The sequence below is a fragment of the Streptomyces sp. NPDC008317 genome (genome assembly GCF_042955955.1).
GTDB lineage: Bacteria > Actinomycetota > Actinomycetes > Streptomycetales > Streptomycetaceae > Actinacidiphila.
This window is the reverse complement of record NZ_JBIBFQ010000011.1, coordinates 68,472-85,509: the sequence shown is the minus strand read 5'-3', so window position 1 is coordinate 85,509 and position 17,038 is coordinate 68,472. Positions and strand designations below refer to the sequence as shown.

The 17,038-nt window shown below is 72.2% G+C and carries 15 protein-coding genes; 4 read left to right on the top strand and 11 right to left on the bottom strand.

Going from position 1 to position 17,038, the window contains the following annotated elements; genetic code table 11:
• Window positions 1-11 precede the first annotated feature (11 nt).
• The 3 genes from ACFY9V_RS30510 to ACFY9V_RS30500 all read right to left on the bottom strand — a co-directional run bounded on the left by ACFY9V_RS30510 (window position 12) and on the right by ACFY9V_RS30500 (window position 4,669).
• Window positions 12-1,790 (bottom strand): ATP-binding cassette domain-containing protein, encoded by a 1,779-nt coding sequence (locus ACFY9V_RS30510; RefSeq protein WP_391163823.1) that lies wholly within the window; start codon window positions 1,788-1,790, stop codon window positions 12-14.
• A gap of 48 nt (window positions 1,791-1,838) precedes the next feature.
• Window positions 1,839-2,573: an NUDIX domain-containing protein gene (locus ACFY9V_RS30505; RefSeq protein WP_188286086.1), complete on the bottom strand. Its 735-nt coding sequence runs from the start codon at window positions 2,571-2,573 to the stop codon at window positions 1,839-1,841.
• Window positions 2,574-2,680: 107 nt separating this feature from the next.
• Complete coding sequence (locus ACFY9V_RS30500) at window positions 2,681-4,669, bottom strand: glycogen debranching N-terminal domain-containing protein (RefSeq protein WP_391163822.1); 1,989 nt, start codon at window positions 4,667-4,669, stop codon at window positions 2,681-2,683.
• Between the two features lie 195 nt (window positions 4,670-4,864).
• On the opposite strand from ACFY9V_RS30500, the gene ACFY9V_RS30495 reads away from it, so the two are divergent.
• Window positions 4,865-6,175 (top strand): alpha/beta fold hydrolase, encoded by a 1,311-nt coding sequence (locus ACFY9V_RS30495; protein WP_391163821.1) that lies wholly within the window; start codon window positions 4,865-4,867, stop codon window positions 6,173-6,175.
• On the opposite strand, the gene ACFY9V_RS30490 is transcribed toward ACFY9V_RS30495, so the two are convergent.
• Entirely contained in the window at window positions 6,087-7,325 is a 1,239-nt protein-coding gene (locus tag ACFY9V_RS30490) for a DUF4192 family protein (protein WP_391163820.1), read from the bottom strand. The genes ACFY9V_RS30495 and ACFY9V_RS30490 overlap by 89 nt on opposite strands.
• Before the next feature lie 133 nt (window positions 7,326-7,458).
• Between ACFY9V_RS30490 and ACFY9V_RS30485 the strand changes: the two genes are divergently transcribed.
• Window positions 7,459-9,639: a DEAD/DEAH box helicase gene (locus tag ACFY9V_RS30485; protein WP_391163819.1), complete on the top strand. Its 2,181-nt coding sequence runs from the start codon at window positions 7,459-7,461 to the stop codon at window positions 9,637-9,639.
• 196 nt (window positions 9,640-9,835) lie between these two features.
• Window positions 9,836-10,426, top strand: a complete 591-nt coding sequence (locus tag ACFY9V_RS30480) for a hypothetical protein (protein ID WP_355338259.1) — start codon at window positions 9,836-9,838, stop codon at window positions 10,424-10,426.
• 3 nt (window positions 10,427-10,429) lie between these two features.
• Here the strand turns inward: ACFY9V_RS30480 and ACFY9V_RS30475 are convergent, their stop codons facing one another.
• The 5 genes from ACFY9V_RS30475 to ACFY9V_RS30455 all read right to left on the bottom strand — a co-directional run bounded on the left by ACFY9V_RS30475 (window position 10,430) and on the right by ACFY9V_RS30455 (window position 14,457).
• Window positions 10,430-11,107 (bottom strand): hypothetical protein, encoded by a 678-nt coding sequence (locus ACFY9V_RS30475; protein WP_391163818.1) that lies wholly within the window; start codon window positions 11,105-11,107, stop codon window positions 10,430-10,432.
• A 54-nt stretch (window positions 11,108-11,161) separates the two neighbouring features.
• A complete protein-coding gene (locus ACFY9V_RS30470) occupies window positions 11,162-11,848 on the bottom strand; it encodes a ribonuclease HII (protein WP_355338254.1) in 687 nt (228 codons plus the stop codon).
• Window positions 11,849-11,897: 49 nt separating this feature from the next.
• Complete coding sequence (locus ACFY9V_RS30465) at window positions 11,898-12,803, bottom strand: ADP-ribosylglycohydrolase family protein (RefSeq protein ID WP_355338251.1); 906 nt, start codon at window positions 12,801-12,803, stop codon at window positions 11,898-11,900.
• 69 nt (window positions 12,804-12,872) lie between these two features.
• Window positions 12,873-13,535: a histidine phosphatase family protein gene (locus ACFY9V_RS30460; protein ID WP_391049005.1), complete on the bottom strand. Its 663-nt coding sequence runs from the start codon at window positions 13,533-13,535 to the stop codon at window positions 12,873-12,875.
• A 58-nt stretch (window positions 13,536-13,593) separates the two neighbouring features.
• The gene (locus tag ACFY9V_RS30455; RefSeq protein ID WP_391163817.1) at window positions 13,594-14,457 is read right to left on the bottom strand and encodes an SDR family NAD(P)-dependent oxidoreductase; all 864 of its coding nucleotides are present in this window, start codon (window positions 14,455-14,457) and stop codon (window positions 13,594-13,596) included.
• A 72-nt stretch (window positions 14,458-14,529) separates the two neighbouring features.
• On the opposite strand from ACFY9V_RS30455, the gene ACFY9V_RS30450 reads away from it, so the two are divergent.
• Complete coding sequence (locus tag ACFY9V_RS30450; protein WP_391163816.1) at window positions 14,530-15,261, top strand: TetR/AcrR family transcriptional regulator C-terminal ligand-binding domain-containing protein; 732 nt, start codon at window positions 14,530-14,532, stop codon at window positions 15,259-15,261.
• On the opposite strand, the gene ACFY9V_RS30445 is transcribed toward ACFY9V_RS30450, so the two are convergent.
• Complete coding sequence (locus ACFY9V_RS30445) at window positions 15,224-16,060, bottom strand: sigma factor-like helix-turn-helix DNA-binding protein (RefSeq protein WP_391163814.1); 837 nt, start codon at window positions 16,058-16,060, stop codon at window positions 15,224-15,226. The two genes, ACFY9V_RS30450 and ACFY9V_RS30445, sit on opposite strands and share 38 nt — an antisense overlap.
• Window positions 16,061-16,221: 161 nt before the next feature.
• Complete coding sequence (locus ACFY9V_RS30440) at window positions 16,222-16,827, bottom strand: DUF4937 domain-containing protein (protein WP_391163813.1); 606 nt, start codon at window positions 16,825-16,827, stop codon at window positions 16,222-16,224.
• Window positions 16,828-17,038: the final 211 nt, after the last annotated feature.

Below are 17,038 nucleotides of genomic sequence, written 5' to 3'. Positions count from 1 at the left end.
ATGGCGATGAATCATCCCTTCTTGCTGGTAAGCGGCGCAGTTCGGCTGACGCGTGGGGCAGTTGGGCGGCGCCAGCGTCGCCGTCCGCGCAACGCGGTTGCCAGATAGGCGCAGACCAGCACGGTGAGTGACAACGACAGCGCGGAGACCACCGGTTGGGCGGCGAAGCGCAGCAGTCCCTCGACCGTTCCGCCGCCGCCCTGCGAGACCCCGCTGACCACCGACCACAACGCTCCGCCCGCGTCGGCGAGTTGTCGTGCCACCGGCCCACCGAACAGTCCCCGTACGGCCGGAGCGACCAGCAGCGGTACGGCGAGGACGGCGGCCACACCGAGCGCGGTGGTACGGAACACGCCCGCCGCGAGCACCCCCGCCCAGGCGCAGCCGACAGCGAGCGCCGCCCACCCGCCGAGCGCGGCAGGAAGCGTCGTCAGATCCGGCGCCTTTCCCGGGCCGAGGGTCAGCCGCAGCGCCAGGGTGTCGGCGACGGCGGCGAACGCGGCGAGCAGCAGCGCGCAGATTCCGCTCACGGCGAGTTTGGCGCCGAGCAGCCGCAGGACCCGCGGCTCGGGGCCGTACCCCGGCGCGAGGGCGGGGTAGCGGAACTCCTGCCCGTAGGCGAGTGCGCCCAGCACGCCCGCGCCCACGGCCGCCGCGGGCAGCGGCAGCCGGACCGCCCATCCGGAGATCAACCGCAACGGCGGTACGGACACAGCCCCGGTGCGTGCCATCAGGACCGTGCCGAGCACCGAGCCGACCAGCGCCGCTCCGGCGATCGGCCACGGCGTGAGGACCCCGAAGGCGCGCCGCAGTTCGTACCGCAGCGGCCGGACCGGGCCGTGCTGCCGTGCCGGACGCCGCCGCGGCTGCGGCAGGGCGGGCGGTACGGCGGCCGCCACGCCGCCTTCTGCCTCGGGGGTGACGTCCGGGGTTGTGACGCCGTTTCCGCTCTCGTCGGCGAGGTGGTGCAGCAGGATGCCGTGGCGGTAGGCGGTCTCCCCCACCGCGGCAGAGTTGGTGCCGTAGATGGCGATACGGCTGCCGGTCGCGGCGATCACCTCGGCGCCGTCCTCGGTGAGCAGCGTGGCCAGGCGCTCGGCGTAGGGCGAGCGGACGGCCACGTACGGGCGCATCCTCGTGCGGGCGAAGTGCGCGGCCGACTGGTCCGCGACCAGGCGCCCCTTGTCGATCGCGATCACGTGGTCGGCGGTACGGGCGAGGGCTTTGGTATCACGGCCGGTGAGCAGGACCGCGCCCCCGGCGGCGACATGCCGTCGTACGAGCGCGTGCACCCAGGCGGCTTCGCGGGCCGGGAGTTCGCGCACCGGGTCGTCCAGGATCAGCGCGCGGGGGTCGGCGAGCAGGGCCGCGGCGAAACCGAGACGGCGGTCCATGCCCAGCGAGTACGTGCCGAGCCGCTGTTCGGCGACCTCGGCGAGGCCGACCTGGTCGAGCACCTCGTCGGCGCGGGTGGCGGGCAGTCCGAAGGCGGCGCAGAGCATGCGGAGGTGGCTTCGGGCGGTGCGTCCGGGATGTCCGGGCACGTCACCCAGGAGGGCGCCGACGACGCGGGCGGGGTGGGGGAGGTCGCGCAGCGGCCGGCCGTCGACGAGGGTGGCGCCGCGTCCGCCCTCCAGCCCGAGCAGCAGGCGCAGCGCCGTGGACTTTCCCGATCCGGCGGGACCGAGCAGGCCGGTGACTTCACCGGCCCTGATGTCGAACGTGAGGTCGGTGACGGCGGGCGGGGCGTTGCGGCGGGGCATGCTGGTCAACCCGATGGCCTGGATCACCCTTGCACCATAGCTCCGCAAATGGGCGTTTTGCGGAAAGAGCCGGTTCTACACCTCGGGCCGCAGCATCGGCGGATTGAGCAGTGCGGCCCCGCCCGCCCTGAACAACTGCGCGGGACGGCCGCCCTGACGGGTCGTCGTCCCCCCGGTCGGCACGAGGAAACCGACCGTGCCGGTCACCTTGCGGTGGAAATTGCGCGGGTCGAGCGCGACACCCCACACCGCCTCGTACACCCGCCGCAGCTCCCCCACCGTGAATTCGGGCGGGCAGAAGGCGGTGGCCAGCGACGAGTACTCGATCTTCGACCGCGCGCGCTCGACCCCGTCCCCCAGGATCCGGGCATGGTCGAACGCGAGCGGCGCCGTCTCCCCCGCGTGCTCCTGTCCCCCTTCGCCCAGCAACGTCCCGACCGGCGCCCAGCGCGCGCTGCGGGCGTCACCGCCCGCCCGAGGCGCGGGCAGGTCGGGCGCGAGCACCAGATGGGCGACGCTGACCACGCGCATCCGCGGATCGCGCTGCGGATCCCCGTAGGTGGCGAGCTGCTCCAGATGAGCGCCGCTCTGCGCCCGGAGCCCCGTCTCCTCGGCCAGTTCCCGCGCCGCGGCCTGGGAAAGATCCTCGTCCTCGCGGACGAATCCGCCGGGCAGCGCCCACCGCCCCTGGAAGGGCGGCTCGCCGCGCCTTACCGACAGTGCGCACAGCGCGTGATGTCGCACGGTCAGCACGACCAGGTCGACGGTGACGGCGAAGGGCGGGAAAGCCGACGGGTCGTAGGGCGACATGGCGCGATCATAGTCGTCTGCCTGACGATAATCAGCCGGATCGGGAGCCTGATCCCTATCGGATCGATACGTTTTCCCGTCCCTCTCCGCTCGGTCCCCGCCCATGGTCAGGTCCCGAGGCGCAGTCCCGGCGCCGCCTCCTCGATCATGGCCATCCCCAGACGGCTGACCCGAATGGAGAACGGCTGCTCCGCGACCCGCAACCCCGTCAGATGCACGGCTCCCAGCGGCGCGGCGCTGATCGGCCGGACCGCCACCGTGCCGCCCGGCGCGTCCGGCCGCACCCCGGCGAGCGCCGTCAGCAGATGGACGGCCCCGGCCGCCGCGACCGCCGCCGGACGGCACGCCATGGGGTGCGGGCACGGCGCACCGCCCGCAGAACGCTGCTCGCCCCCGTATATCTCCGGCATCCGCAGTCCGAACTCCGCCGCAGCGTCCAGCACCCCGCCCACCAACGCGGACGCCTCCTGCTCCAGCCCCGCCGCGGCGAGTCCGGACACGGCGAGCGCCGTCTCATGGACGCGCACCGCGCCTCCGCGGTGGCCGAAGGGGCTGAAGCCGGGCGTCTTCGCCGACATCGTCCGCAGACCCCACCCGGAGTTCATGTCCGGCGCGGCGAACAGCTTGCCGAGCTGTTCCGTCTGCCCCTTGTCCAACAACCCGGGAGCGAGCGCCCCTTCGCCGAGCAGCCCGGTGTCGAGGAGGTGCGCGAGCGACGAGGACAGCACTGGCACCGGTCTTCCCCCGGGGGCCAGCGCCAGCGCGGGCCGCCCACCGCCCGGATCCTCCAGCCAGAATCCCCGCCGGAAGCCCGCCCGCAGCGCCGCCGCGTACTCCCGCCAGCCGTCCGCCCCACTCCGTTCGTGGGCGTCGAGCAGATCCGCACCCAGCACCGCCGCGCGATACGCGTACGCCTGTACCTCCGCCCGCACCGGACCCTCCGCCGACGGGTCCACGACCAGGCCGGAATCCGTCGTCGCCGCCCGCATCCAGCCGAGGCACCGCTCCGCCGCCGGGAGCAACGGCTCCACCTCGCGAGCCGGAAGCCCCCAGCGTCGGGCCTCGGCCAGCACGGTCACGAAGAGCAGCGTCGCCTCCACGCCCGAGTCCAACGGCGGCAGGTGCGGTCCGGAGTGCCGCGGCACTCCGGGCACACGGCCCGTCGCGGGGTCCTGCAACCTGGCCAGCATGCGGAGCGTGCCCGCCGCCAGCCGCGTGCCGAACGGCAGCAGCATCCGCGCCGCCCACAACGCGTCCACGGGCGCCAGCCCCATCCGCCAGGGCGCCCCGGCCGCGACGTAGAGGTCGGCGGGATGTTCCGGCGCGCGGAGCAGCAGGGCCTGTGCGTCCCCGAGCGAGGCGTCCAGCAGGACACCGGCTCTGGGGTCGTCGCCCTCCAGCCGCGCGTCGGCCCACATCGGCGGCGGTCTGTCGCCGACCGGTGCCCGCGCGCTGCCCGCCGCCGTGGCCGCCGGTGCCGGCTCCACTCGCAGCTCGATCGTCCGTGCCGCTCCCGGCGCCACCTCCAGGTCCCACCTCAGCAGTCCCGACGCGCCCAGCGCCGCGTCCGGCGCGGGAGTCGCGGTGACCCGCGCCGATTCCCCGCCGCTCGACCAGCGCAGCCCCGAGCCGCTGACGCCGGCCGTCAGATCCGCCCCGGCCTGCCCTGCGGCCACCGCGGAGAGCGCCGCGAGATCCGTGCCGAACGCGATCTCGACGGGCAGCGCCACCCGTACCGGCCCCGCGTTGGCGAACGTGATCCGCTCACCGCCCTCGGCGGTCCTGACGCGCTCCACCGTGACGACCGGGTCGGGGCCACGGTCGCCGGGTGTCCGGACGACCGCCAGGAAACGTGCCCGTCCCGCGTCGAGCAGCCTGGCCTGCACGGTCACCGGTTCGGCTCCCGCGACCGTCAGCTCGCAGCGGCTCAGCAGTCGCCTGCCGTCGCGGTAGAAGCCGTCCAGACCGTCGCCGCGCATCTGCCCGTGCTGTGCGGACACCGCGAGGGCCGGCGCCGCCACGCAGATGACGGCGTCGTGGACGGGTACCGGGCCGGGTGCCGCCCGGCGCGGTGCGACGACCGGCGGCGTGCTCACCGGGCTCCGTCCTTCGCCGCGCGTGCGGCCCGGGCGACGGCCGGAGCCGCCGCCCGCTCGTACGGGATTCGTCTTCCGGGAGAGTGCTGCACGCCGGGTGAACGCCCCGCCGAGCGCACAGGTCACGGCCCGTCTACCGTTCCTGAACGGGAGGCCCGGCTCCCCGCACGGCCCGCACCCCCGAAAAGAGACTCCATGACCGTCCACCGCCAGCCAGGCACCGTCATCACCGACCACACGTTTGCCGTACCGCTCGATCACTCCTCCCCGGACGGGGAGCGGATCGAGGTCTACGCCCGCGAGGTCGTGGCGGCGGGCCGGGAGCGCGAGTCGTTGCCTTGGCTGCTGTATCTCCAGGGCGGTCCGGGCTTCGGCTCGCCGCGCCCGCTGGGACGGGACGGCTGGCTGCCGCGCGCGCTCGACGACTTCCGGGTGCTGCTGCTCGACCAGCGTGGCACCGGGCGCTCCACGCCCGCCACCCGCCAGACGCTGCCCACCCGTGGCGACGCCGCCGCCCAGGCGCACTACCTGTCGTACTTCAGGGCCGACTCGATTGTCCGGGACTGCGAATTCATCAGGCGTCAGCTCCTCGGAGAGGACGCGTGCTGGAGCGTGCTGGGCCAGAGTTTCGGCGGCTTCTGCGCGGTCACCTATCTGTCGTCGGCGCCCGAAGGTCTGCGGGAGGTGTTCGTCACGGGCGGCCTGCCGGGTCTTGATGTGACCGCCGAGGCCGTCTACCGCGCCGCCTATCCCCGCATCGAGCGCAAGAACGCCGGTCACTACGCCCGTTACCCCGAAGACGTCGAGACGGTGCGCACCATCGTCCGCCGCCTGCGCGACGAGGCGGTGTCGCTGCCCGGCGGAGGCCGCCTCACACCTGAGGCGTTCCAGTCCCTCGGTCTCATGCTCGGCACCGGCACCGGTTCGCACACCCTGCACTACCTGCTGGAGTACGCGTTCGTGACGGGTCCCTCCGGTCCCGTCTTCTCCGACTCCTTTCTCTCCCAGGTCCAGCAGCATCTGTCCTTCGCCGCGAATCCCCTTTACGCGGTGCTGCACGAGTCGGTCTACGGACAGGGGTCCGTCTCTCCTCACGGCACCGGCTGGGCCGCCGAGGCCGTCCGTGGTGAATTCCCGCGGTTCGACGCCGAGCGCGCGCTGGCAGGGGACGCTCCCGTGCTGTTCACGGGAGAGAGCATCCATCCGTGGATGTTCACGTCCGATCCGGCGCTCGCACCACTGCGCGAGACGGCGGAGCTTGTCGCGCGCCGCGAGAAGTGGCCGGACCTCTATGACACCCGCCAGTTGGCGGCCAATGAGATTCCGGTGGCGGCGGCGATCTACCACGACGACATGTACGTCGACACCGCCCACTCGCTGGCCACCGCGCGTGCGGTGCGCGGGCTGCGGACCTGGGTCACCGACGAGTTCGAACACGACGGTCTCCGGGTGAGTGGCGGCCGGGTCCTCGACCGGCTGATCCGACTGGCCCGCGGCGAGCTGTAGTCGAGGCGATCACGCGCTGCCGCCGCTCCTGCCGCAGGCTCCGCCGCAACAGCTCAGGGTCCAGACCCTCGTTGACGGAGTGGTGGAGCAACCGCGCGAAGGTGTAGTGGGGTTCGAGGTCCAGCGCGAGGCCGAGGGCGACCCGCGCCTCGGCCTCGTCGCCCGAGGACCAGGCGACCCAGCCCGCCAGGGCGAGCGGGGCCGCGGCATGGTCCGCGTACGGTCCTGCGCAGCGCCGGGCGAGCGCCCGCCACAGTCGAAGGGCGGCGTCCGCCCGCTCGGGCTCCATCCATTCGGCGGCGCGGTCGCGTGCCGTGCGGTCCTGGAGGCCGAGGATGACCGCCGCACCCTCGTTGTCGGCGAGGAGCCGGTCGTCCCGCCGGTCCGCACGTGCGGGATCGTCGATCCGGGGCGCGGAGCGGAACTTCTCAAGTGCCGCACGGGCCAGGGCGAGTGTTCGCTGCCGGACGCTCTCGCAGTCACCGTCGTCGAGCATGCGGGGCACCAATTCGGCGCAGGCCGCGTCGAGGGCGATCTCGTGATCACGATTCCGCGCCTCGGACGGCTTCAGCCTGGCTTCCATGTCCCGCAGCGAACCCGGCGCCGGGATTCCCGCGTAGGCGCTGGCCGCCGCCATCGTGGACCGGCCGGGCGGAGCCAGGACCGTTCCCTCCGCCGGGACGGTCTCCGCGGGGCGGCAGTAGGACCACCAACGGCCGGCCGAGACGCACAACGCCTCGACGACGGGCACGTCCAGCGCCCCGCAGGCCACCCGGATCCGCTGGGCGAGCGGCCTCAGCCTTTCCATCACGGCCGACGCGCGCTCTCCTTCACGCGGGTCCCGGCACAGGAACAGCACGATGGCGTCGGGTCGCCCACCGCGACGGGTGCTGTTCCTCACGAGGCAGTCGGCGAGTTGGTCGGCGGTCTCCGGCCACTCACTCGGGTCCTCCGGCAGGCCCAGTCGCAGTCGGCCGCCGAAGCGGCCGTGCTCGCCGTGCAGTGCGACGAGCACGACGGAGTCATTGGGATGAAAACCCATCAAGTACGGCAATGCGTCGGCCAGGTCGGCGGGCCCGCGCAAGGTGACTTTGACGTCGGCCGCTTCGGATGATGACTCTCCGTGCTGAATCTCGTTGCTCTGTGTCATGAGATCGACGATGCCGTAATCGCGCGAATCACACCAGACCCCCCAAAAACCTGTGGATAACTTTCGGTGGAGTTATCCACAGGCCACGGAGCGGGGTTGGCGCGATGTCGGTGCGATCAGGTTGCATGGGGGCATGACCGAGACCCCCACCGCGCTGCGCTCCGCGGCCGACACCGTACTGAGCCGACTCGTCGGCGCCGAGCCGGGCACCGCACGGCTCCGCGAGGACCAGTGGCTCGCCGTCGAGTCGCTGGTCGCGCACGGCCGCAGAACGCTGGTCGTCCAGCGCACCGGCTGGGGGAAGTCGGCCGTGTACTTCGTGGCCACGGCTCTGCTGCGCGAGCGGGGCAGCGGCCCGACGGTCATCGTCTCGCCGCTGCTGGCCCTCATGCGCAACCAGGTGGAAGCCGCCGCACGCGCGGGCATCCGGGCCCGCACGATCAACTCGTCCAACACCGAGGAATGGGGCGAGATCGAGGCGGAGGTCGCGGCGGGCGAGGTGGATGTCCTGCTCGTCAGCCCGGAACGCCTCAACAACCCGGACTTCCGCGATCAGGTGCTGCCCAAGCTCGCCGCCACCACCGGCCTGCTCGTCGTCGACGAGGCGCACTGCATCTCGGACTGGGGTCACGACTTCCGCCCGGACTACCGACGGCTGAGGACGATGCTCGCCGATCTGCCGCCCGGCGTACCCGTGCTGGCGACCACGGCCACCGCCAACGCCCGCGTGACCGCCGATGTCGCGGAGCAGCTCGGCACCGGCGCCACCGGGGCCGATCAGGAAGGCGCCCTCATCCTGCGCGGGCCGCTGGACCGCGAGAGCCTGTCGCTCGGCGTGCTGCGACTGCCCGACGCCGCCCACCGGCTGGCCTGGCTCGCCGACCACCTCGAAACGCTTCCGGGCTCCGGCATCATCTACACCCTCACCGTGGCGGCGGCCGACGAGATCACCGCGTTCCTGCGGCAGCGCGGCTTCCCCGTCGCCTCCTACTCGGGGAAGACGGAGAACGCGGACCGGCAGGCGGCCGAGGCGGATCTGCTCGCCAACCGTGTCAAGGCACTCGTGGCCACCTCGGCCCTGGGCATGGGCTTCGACAAGCCCGATCTCGGATTCGTCGTGCACGTCGGATCGCCCTCGTCGCCGATCGCCTACTACCAGCAGGTGGGCCGCGCCGGACGCGGCGTCGACCACGCCGAGGTCCTGCTCCTGCCCGGGCGCGAGGACGAGTCGATCTGGCGCTATTTCGCGTCGCTCGCCTTCCCGCCCGAGGAGCAGGTGCGCCGCACCCTGGAAGTGCTCGCGGCCTCCGACCGCCCGGTGTCCATCCCCGCGCTGGAAACACGCGTCGATCTGCGCCGCTCCCGCCTGGAGATCATGCTGAAGGTGCTGGACGTCGACGGCGCGGTGCACCGGGTGCGCGGCGGCTGGACCGCGACCGGGCAGCCGTGGGCGTACGACACCGAACGGTACGCGTGGGTGGCCCGCCAGCGCGAGACCGAGCAGCAGGCCATGCGGGACTACGCGACCACCACCGGATGCCGGATGGAGTTCCTGCGCCGGCAGTTGGACGACGAGCAGGCCGCGCCCTGCGGACGCTGCGACAACTGCGCGGGCGCGCGCTTCCCGCTGGAGGTGTCGAACGCCGCGCTGGACGCGGCACGCGCGGCGCTCGGGCGCCCCGGAGTCGAGCTGGAAGCACGCAAGATGTGGCCGACCGGTCTCGAGGCGATCGGGGTCGCGCTCAAGGGTCGTATTCCGGCGACGGAACAGGCGTCCACCGGGCGGGCGTTGGGCCGTCTGTCCGACATCGGGTGGGGCAACCGGCTGCGGCCGCTGTTCGCCGAAGGAGCCGTCGACCAGCCGGTTTCGCCGGAAGTGGTGGACGCCGTGATCCAGGTGCTCGCCGACTGGGCCAAGGGGCCCGGCGGTTGGGCCAGCGGCGCGCCGGACGCCCCCGCACGCCCGGTCGGCGTGGTCGGTGTCGCCTCTCGCCGCCACGGCGTGCTGGTGGAATCGCTCAGCACCCGTATCGCCGAGGTCGGCAGAATGCCCCTGCTCGGCCGGGTCGAGTACGCGGATCAGGGAGACCCGGGCGGCGTACCGCGCAGTAACAGCGCACAGCGGGTACGCGCCCTGCACGGGGCTTTCGTCGTACCGCAGGAGTTGGCCGCGGCCCTTCAGGCGAATCCCGGTCCCGTGCTGCTGGTCGACGATCTCTCCGACACGGGCTGGACACTGGCGGTCCTGGCCAGGCTGCTGCGGCGGGCCGGTGCGACGGCTGTCTTCCCGCTGGTCCTGGCCGTTCAGGGGTGAATGTGCGTGGCGAGGCGCCGGACGGGACAGGATCTAAGCGGCGGACAGGTCCATACCGGTCGGCGGCTTCAATTGCCCGTTGCCGCGGGGCAATACGGGAGCGAGAATTGATGCCGGATCCCCTATCGGCTCATCGAGCCATCTGACCGGCGTGCGCCCGCGCCCGGTCTACGGGTGCATCCATGAAAGGAGGACCGTGACCATCGGCTTCGTTCCGGAGACGTCCTCCGCCGCAACTTCCCTCGCGTCGCGCACTCTGGAGCCGGCCGAATGGGCAGGCATCGGCGTACCTTTGCTGGCCAATCCGCGTGACGTGATCAAGGACCTGCACGCCCGGCACCTGCCGTCCCCGTCAACCGCGGTGATCGCGGTGTACGACCCGGACGGCCGGATCCGGGCCAGCGCCTCCTTCACCGCCCGCAGCGGGGTGGTCGACGGCTGGGAGCGGCGCAATGCGCTGCTCTCGCACCTGCGCCGCGTCATCCCGCACGATCTGCGACTGCGCAAACCGGTACGCACCGCTGTCCTGATGGTCTGCCGGGACGGTGGTCCCGGCTGGACCGAGGAGGACGGGGCGTGGATGTGGGGGCTGCGTGACGCCTGCACCCTGCACGGCCTTCGCTCCGGGTCGTACGTCACCCTGACCGCCGACGGCTGGAATGTGATCGGCGAGAATCGCGTCGGCCGCACACCGAACGCCGCTTCGTGGTCGCGGCGGCCGGGCGACGCGGCGCACGGCATCCCCGGTGGGACGACGCAGGCTCTTCGCCGCGCGGCCGCGCGCTGACGGTCAGGCGCTGGCGCCCAGCAGGGAATTGACCCTGGCCGGGTCGCCGCAGACGATCAGCAGGACGCCCGCGTTGGCCAGTGCGCCCGCCAGCGCCCTCGGCAGCGTGTCGTCGCTGCCGCCGTTGACGGCGACGACCACGACCGGTCGCCCGGTGGTGCGCTCGGCGGAGATGTCTGCGTAGAAGACGTCGTCGGCCGCGTCGTACTGCGCCCAGTAGGACGCTTCGCCGAAGGTGAGTTCGTGCGCCGCCCACGGGTGCTGGTCACCGGTGGTGAAGACCAGGATCTCGCCGGGTGCCCGACCCGTGTCAAGCAGCAGGTCGACCGTCTCGTCGGCGGCGTCGAGCGCACCGTCGGTCGGCGCGGGGATGAGTTGGATCTGGGCGGCGGCGGGCTCTTGGGCGCGCTGCTGCGGCACGGTGGGAGGAACCGCCGTCGCGGCCGGGGTCACCGGGCCGGAGGGTGCGGCGGGACCAGGGGTACCGATGGGACGGGCGGGGCCGTGACGGCCCGGACCGACGCCTGCGGCGGCTTCCCTCGGCGGCGCGGGACGCGGCGCTGCGGGCCGCGGCGGACCGGGGACAGGACGGGGGGTCGACGCACTGCGGCCGGTGGCCGGAGCTGTACGGGGACCCGGGACGCTCTCGTGAATCTGAGGCTCCTCGGGGATGAGAGGCATGAGTTGATGTCTATCAAATGCCGCACGAATGCGCAGCGGGGGGTGGCGTGTGGATCAGAAATCGAAACCGAGTTGTTCCCCTGACTCGACCGGCTGACGGACCTTCTTGAGGTGCTGCCAGCGGGGCAGCGCGTCCAGATACGACCACGACATCCGGTGCTGCGCGGTGGGCCCCAACTCCTCCAGGGCCGCACGGTGAACAGGCGACGGATATCCGGCGTTGTCGGCGAAGGCGAACGGCGTGTAGTCCGCGCCGAGTTCGGCCATCGCCGTGTCCCGCTGCACTTTGGCGATGACGGACGCGGCGGCGACCGCGACGCAGGACTGGTCGCCCTTGATCACGGTCCTGACCTTCCAGGAACCGCCGAGGTAATTGTGCTTGCCGTCGAGGATCACCGCGTCCGGCCGTTCCGGCAGTCCCTCCAACGCCCGTACAGCCGCCAGCCGGAGCGCGGCCGTCATCCCGAGGTCGTCGATCTCCTCGGGTGAGGCGTGCCCGAGGGCGTAGGAGGTGACCCAGTCGCCGAGGACGGCGGCCAGTCGGGCCCGGCGCTTGGGGGTGATCAGCTTGGAGTCGGTCAACCCCTCGGGCGCGCGACGCAGTCCGGTGACAGCGGCGCACACGGTGACGGGTCCGGCCCAGGCGCCGCGGCCGACTTCGTCCACACCCGCCACGGTCCGCGCCCCGAGGGTGGCACGAAGGGAGCGTTCGACGCTGTGGGTGGGTGGTTCGTACGGCATGGCAGTACCAAGCCTACCCCGCTGCTTCACGCCGTCCCACGGCGGTCGGTCAGTCGGACAACGCCCAGTCCGGGAGGACTTCGGTCCGCTCCCGCCAGTCGCCCGGCGGTTGGCCGCCCGGCCGGGACGCGACGATGCCGCCGACGATCGCGCAGGTCGTGTCTACGTCTCCACCGGCCCTGGCGGTGGTCCAGAACGCCTGCTCGTAGTCGTCGAGATGGCGGGCCGCCGCCCACAGGGCGAAGGGCACGGTGTCATGGGCGCTGGTGCGCCGCCCGCAGCCCAGCACGGCGGCCACCGTGGCGACGTCCGCGTAGTCGAGCATGTCCCTGGCCCGTCGGATGCCCGCGTGCACCGCGCTGCGCGGTACGAGGTCGAGAACCGCGCCGAGGAGATCGGACGGGGCCTGGGGTCCCGTGGGGTCGGCGACGAGGGCCGCCGCGGCGGCGACCGCCATGGCCCCGACGACCGCCTCACGGTGCTGATGCGTCGTGTAGGCGGAGATCTCCGCCTGGTGGGTGGCCTGGACGGCGTCACCCGCGTACCAGGCACCAAGGGGCGCGACCCGCATCGCGGCGCCATTGCCCCACGAGCCCTGCCCGTTGAACAGGCCGGCCGCGAGTTCCCGCCAGTCGCCGCCTTCCTGGCGGATCAGCCGCAGCATCCGGTTGACAGCCGGGCCGTAGCCGCGGTCGAAGTCGTGGTGCTCGGCGAAGGAGTGGGCCAGGGCGTCCTGGTCGACGCGTCCGTGCTTGATCAGCACCGAGACCACCGAGCAGGCCATCTCCGTGTCGTCCGTCCACCCCCAGGTGCCGGGTGGCAGTTGGCCGTTCTGAAGTGCCGGGTAGTTGGCGGGGACGAAGAACTGGGAGCCCAGGGCGTCGCCCACGGCCAGCCCGCGGAGGCTGGCCACGGCGCGCGCGGCGCGGTCGGTTTCAGTGGTGTGAGGGGTCATGGCGTCGGAAACTCTGACATCGTGTTCAATCCCGGTCAATCTCCGTGTGCCCAAAGTCACCGGCCGACTTCACCACTCCCCGCCGCCAGGCGGGCCGGGCGTCCGCCACCTCGCGAACGGCCGGTCCAGGGTATAACCGCCGGAGGGGCCGAGCAGGAGTGTGCGGGTCTCGGCGTTGTCGGGGTTGGACAGCGCCTCGAACTCCTCCACCGTCCAGTGGAACCAGCGCATGCAGAACAACCGCATCGTCAGCCCGTGGGTGACCACCAGCACGTTCGGCGGGAAGTCCTCCTTGTCGAAGGCGCGGTACAGCGTCTCCAGGAAGGCCCCGACCCGGTCGTAGACGTCCGCGCCGCTCTCCCCCATCGCGAAGCGGTAGAAGAAGTGGCCGTAGGCGTCGCGGGCTTTGCGCTGCCGCTGGATGTCCTCGACGTCCTGCCAGTTTCCCCAGTCCTGTTCCCGCAGGCGCGGCTCCTCCTTGGCCCGGGTCAGCCGGGGGTCGAGCCCCAGTGCCCGGAAGGTGTGCCAGGTGCGGCGGTACGGAGAGACGAATGCCTGGACCCGTTCCTCGCCGAACAGCTCACGCAAGCCCGCTCCCGCCTCCCTCGCCTGTTGAAGGCCGGTGGCGGTGAGTTCCAGGGCGTGGTCCGGCACCCGCTCGTAAATGGTGTCGTCCCTGTTTCCCTGGGACTCGCCGTGCCGGATGAGCACAATGCGGCGAGGGCGTCCCATGACGATCAGCCTATTGCGCGACTGTCGCTCCGGCGCGCTGATCCGGGGGTCATCCGCCTCACAGTCGCGCCGTCAGCTCCTCCGACAGCTCCCGCAGCCGACGTCGGGCGTCCCCGTCGTACGCCTGCCGGTCGGCCCTGGCTTCCCGGGTGCCGTTGTAGTACCGGCCGGTGCCGACATCGGTGCCTTCGATGAGCCGCAAGGTCGCCTCCCCGCCCTCCTCCACCGAGCTCCACGGCGCTATGCCTCCCTCTCTGACCATGGTGGTGTCCATGTACGTGGCCGGATGCAGCGCGTTCACCGTCACACCGGTGCCTTTCAACGCCTCGGCCAGGTCGAAGGTGAACATGACCTGTGCGAGCTTGCTCTGCGTGTACGCCCGCCCGCCGTCGTAGTCCTTGGTCAGCATCGGGTCGCCGAAGTCGATCGCCTGCTGACCCGCGGAGGCGACGTTGACGATGCGGGACGGCGCCGACGCCGTCAGCAAGGGCAGGAGCCGGTGCGTGAGCCGGTACCCCGCCAGGTAGTTCACCGCGAACCGCCGCTCCACGCCGTGCTCGTCCGCCTCCCGCGCTCCGCCCGGCGAGGCGGTCCCGATTCCCGCGTTGTTGACCAGCACGTCCAGCCGGTCGGCACGGGCCAGCACCTCGTCGGCAAGCCGGTCGACCTGCCCGAGATCGGAGACGTCGGCGAGCAGCACCTCCGCGCGGTCCTCACCCGTCGCCTCCCGTATGGCGTCGCGAACCTCCTCGGCCCGGCGGCCGTCGCGGCCATGGATCAGCACACGGGCTCCGTCGGTCGCGAGGCGTATGGCGAGCCAGCGACCCAGGCCGTCAGTGGAACCGGTGATCAGGATCGTCCGCCGGGAGTCGGCCTTGCCCTCGGGGTGCTCCCCCCGGCCGCCGACAACGCGTTCGTTCATTGCGAGCTCCATTTACGAGACATGCTGACTCGTTAAGAGTATGCGAGACACCATGCCTTGTAAAGTGGATTCGTGGACGAGACACCCGCGCGGGGCAGACCCCGCAGTGAGACCGCCCGCCGCGCCGTGCTCGACGCGGCCCTGCGGCTCTGCCAGGACGGCGGTTATCAGGCCCTGACCATGAAGGGCATCGCGGAGAACGCGGGGGTCGGCCGCCAGACCGTGTACCGCTGGTGGCCCGCCAAGCAGGACGTCCTGCTCGACGCCCTGCGCGACCTGGGTCTGCGCAAGGCGGAGCACCTGGACCCCGACAGCGGCGACACGCTGCGCGACGTCCGTACGCTGCTCGACGCCACCTTCGTGCTCACCCGCAAACTCACCGGCAAGGCCCTGGTCGGACTGATGGCCGATGCCCAGCACGACCCGGACCTCTCACAGCGGCTCCAGTCCACGGTGATCGGGCCCCGGCGGCAGGCGCTCCGCGCGCTCCTGGCCCGTGGGGTGGAGCGCGGTGAACTGGCCGGGGAGGACCGGACGCTGGACCTCGCGGTCGACTTCGCCTTCGGCGCCATGTGGTACCGGCTGATCAGCCATCACGCGCCGGTGGACGCGAGCCTGGGGGAACAGATCACCAGCGCCCTGGCGAAGCTGCTGAGGCCGGACGGACCCACCGGGGCACGGGCGACCACAAGCGTAGACGCGAGCACAGGCGCGGCCTCATCGGCGAACGAGCAGGTGAGCGCGCAGGCGAAAGAGCAGGCACCGGTCAGCGCCGCAACCCCCGCCGCACCCACTGTCGGTTGAGGAACACCAGTCGTCCCGGATCGGCCACCGTGCGGATGCCGACCAGCCCCTGCGGCCCGAACTCCGGCGCCACGACGGCCACCACGACATCCCCGGTCGTCGCCAGCACCGCCGCGTCGCCGTTGATCTCGACGACCCGGCCGCGCGTTCCCGCCGGTGCCTGGCTGATCAGTCCGGCCAGAAAGCGGGCCACTTTGGCGGCTCCAAGGGCGGGACGCCGGGCCGCCCCGGGGACACCGCCGCCGTCCGACCAGGCCACCACGTCGTCGGCGAGCAGTTCCGCCAGCGCCTGCTGGTCCGCGTGCGAAGCGGCCCGCATCAGGTCCTCGGCCAGCTGCCGCCGCTGCGGCCAGGGCAGGTCAACGCCGGTGGCGGACTCCCGCACCCGTTGCCGTGCCCGGCGCCGCAGGGCGCGGCACTGCACTTCGGGCAGTCCGAGGACGACGGCGGTTTCCGCCGACCCGTAGCCGAAGGTCTCCCGCAGGACGTACGCGGCCCGCTCGGCCGACGACAGGCGTTCCAGCGCGACCAGCCGCGCCATGGACACCGATTCCCGGCTCTCGACCGTCTCCAGAGCGCCCAGGGCGCCCATCGCGCCGCCCTCGGTGAGCACCGGTTCCGGCAGCCAGGAGCCCGCGTGCGCTTCACGCCGGTGCCGCGCCGCCTGCTCGGGCACGGCCCGTATCGCGCCGAAGACCTCGCGGACCAGTTCGGGCAGCGCGTCGCCCGCACCGGTGTCGGCCGTACGGGTGAGCGCGTGCCGTACGACCTCGTCCGCCGCGCACGCCGATCCGAGCATCCGATAAGCGGCCCCGAAAAGCCGCACCTGGTGCGGGGAAGGGGCTTGCGTATCGTCGGCCGCCACTGCTGTCACAGCGGTGGCTTCCACCCCACCCGTGACAGCGCCGCCTATATCCGGCGCGCGGTCGGCACCACCCGTGTCACCCGAGCCATCCGCTCTCAGACCGTCCACGCCTGCACCACATCCACCACGTCACCCGCCACGGACACCACATCGGTGTCGAGTTCGGCGCGCTCCGACAGCCGCGTCACCGCTCCCTCGCGGTATTTACCGCGCTCCGTCGCCGAATTCCACATGGACAGCACCAGGAAGTCGTTTCCCGGACCCTGGCCGAAGACGCCGCGCAGCATGCCGGGAGAACCCGCCATGGCGGGATTCCACACCCATTGCTGCATCGATGTGAAGTGGTCGACACGGTCCGGCCGCACTTTGCACAGGGCGACGCGCAGGACGTCGACGTCGGCGAAGGTCGGTTCGAAGCCGACCTTGACGTCCAGCCGGTGCTCGAAGAGATTCACCGCGAGCATCTCGTAGGTGTCGCCCTGCGACGCGGCGATCCCGTCGTGCGGCCCGGCCATGAAGGCGTCGTAGGACCGCCGGCTGTCCCAGAAGGCGAAGAGATGCGCCATTCCGGGCTGGGCACGGCTCCAGCCGCCGCCCTGCCCTCGGAAGCCGGGCTGGTCCTTGAGCGCCGCCCACCTGCGCTGCCCCCGGTCGAACCCCGCCTGATCCACAACCCCGCAGCGCATCCACTTCACCAACACCGCGCCATCGTAGTGGCGTTGACGCCGGAGATCGTCCCTGTGCGGGGGAGGCAATCGCGTGAGGGACCGGAAGGGCCGGAAAAGGGCGGTGGGGGGGGGGGGGGCCCGCGCGCCCCCCCCCCCCCCGCCACAAAAAAAAACGGCGCCGCCCCGGCGGGACGGAACAAACACACGACCTACCCACCCCCGCCCCACGCCGCCGACCCCCCCC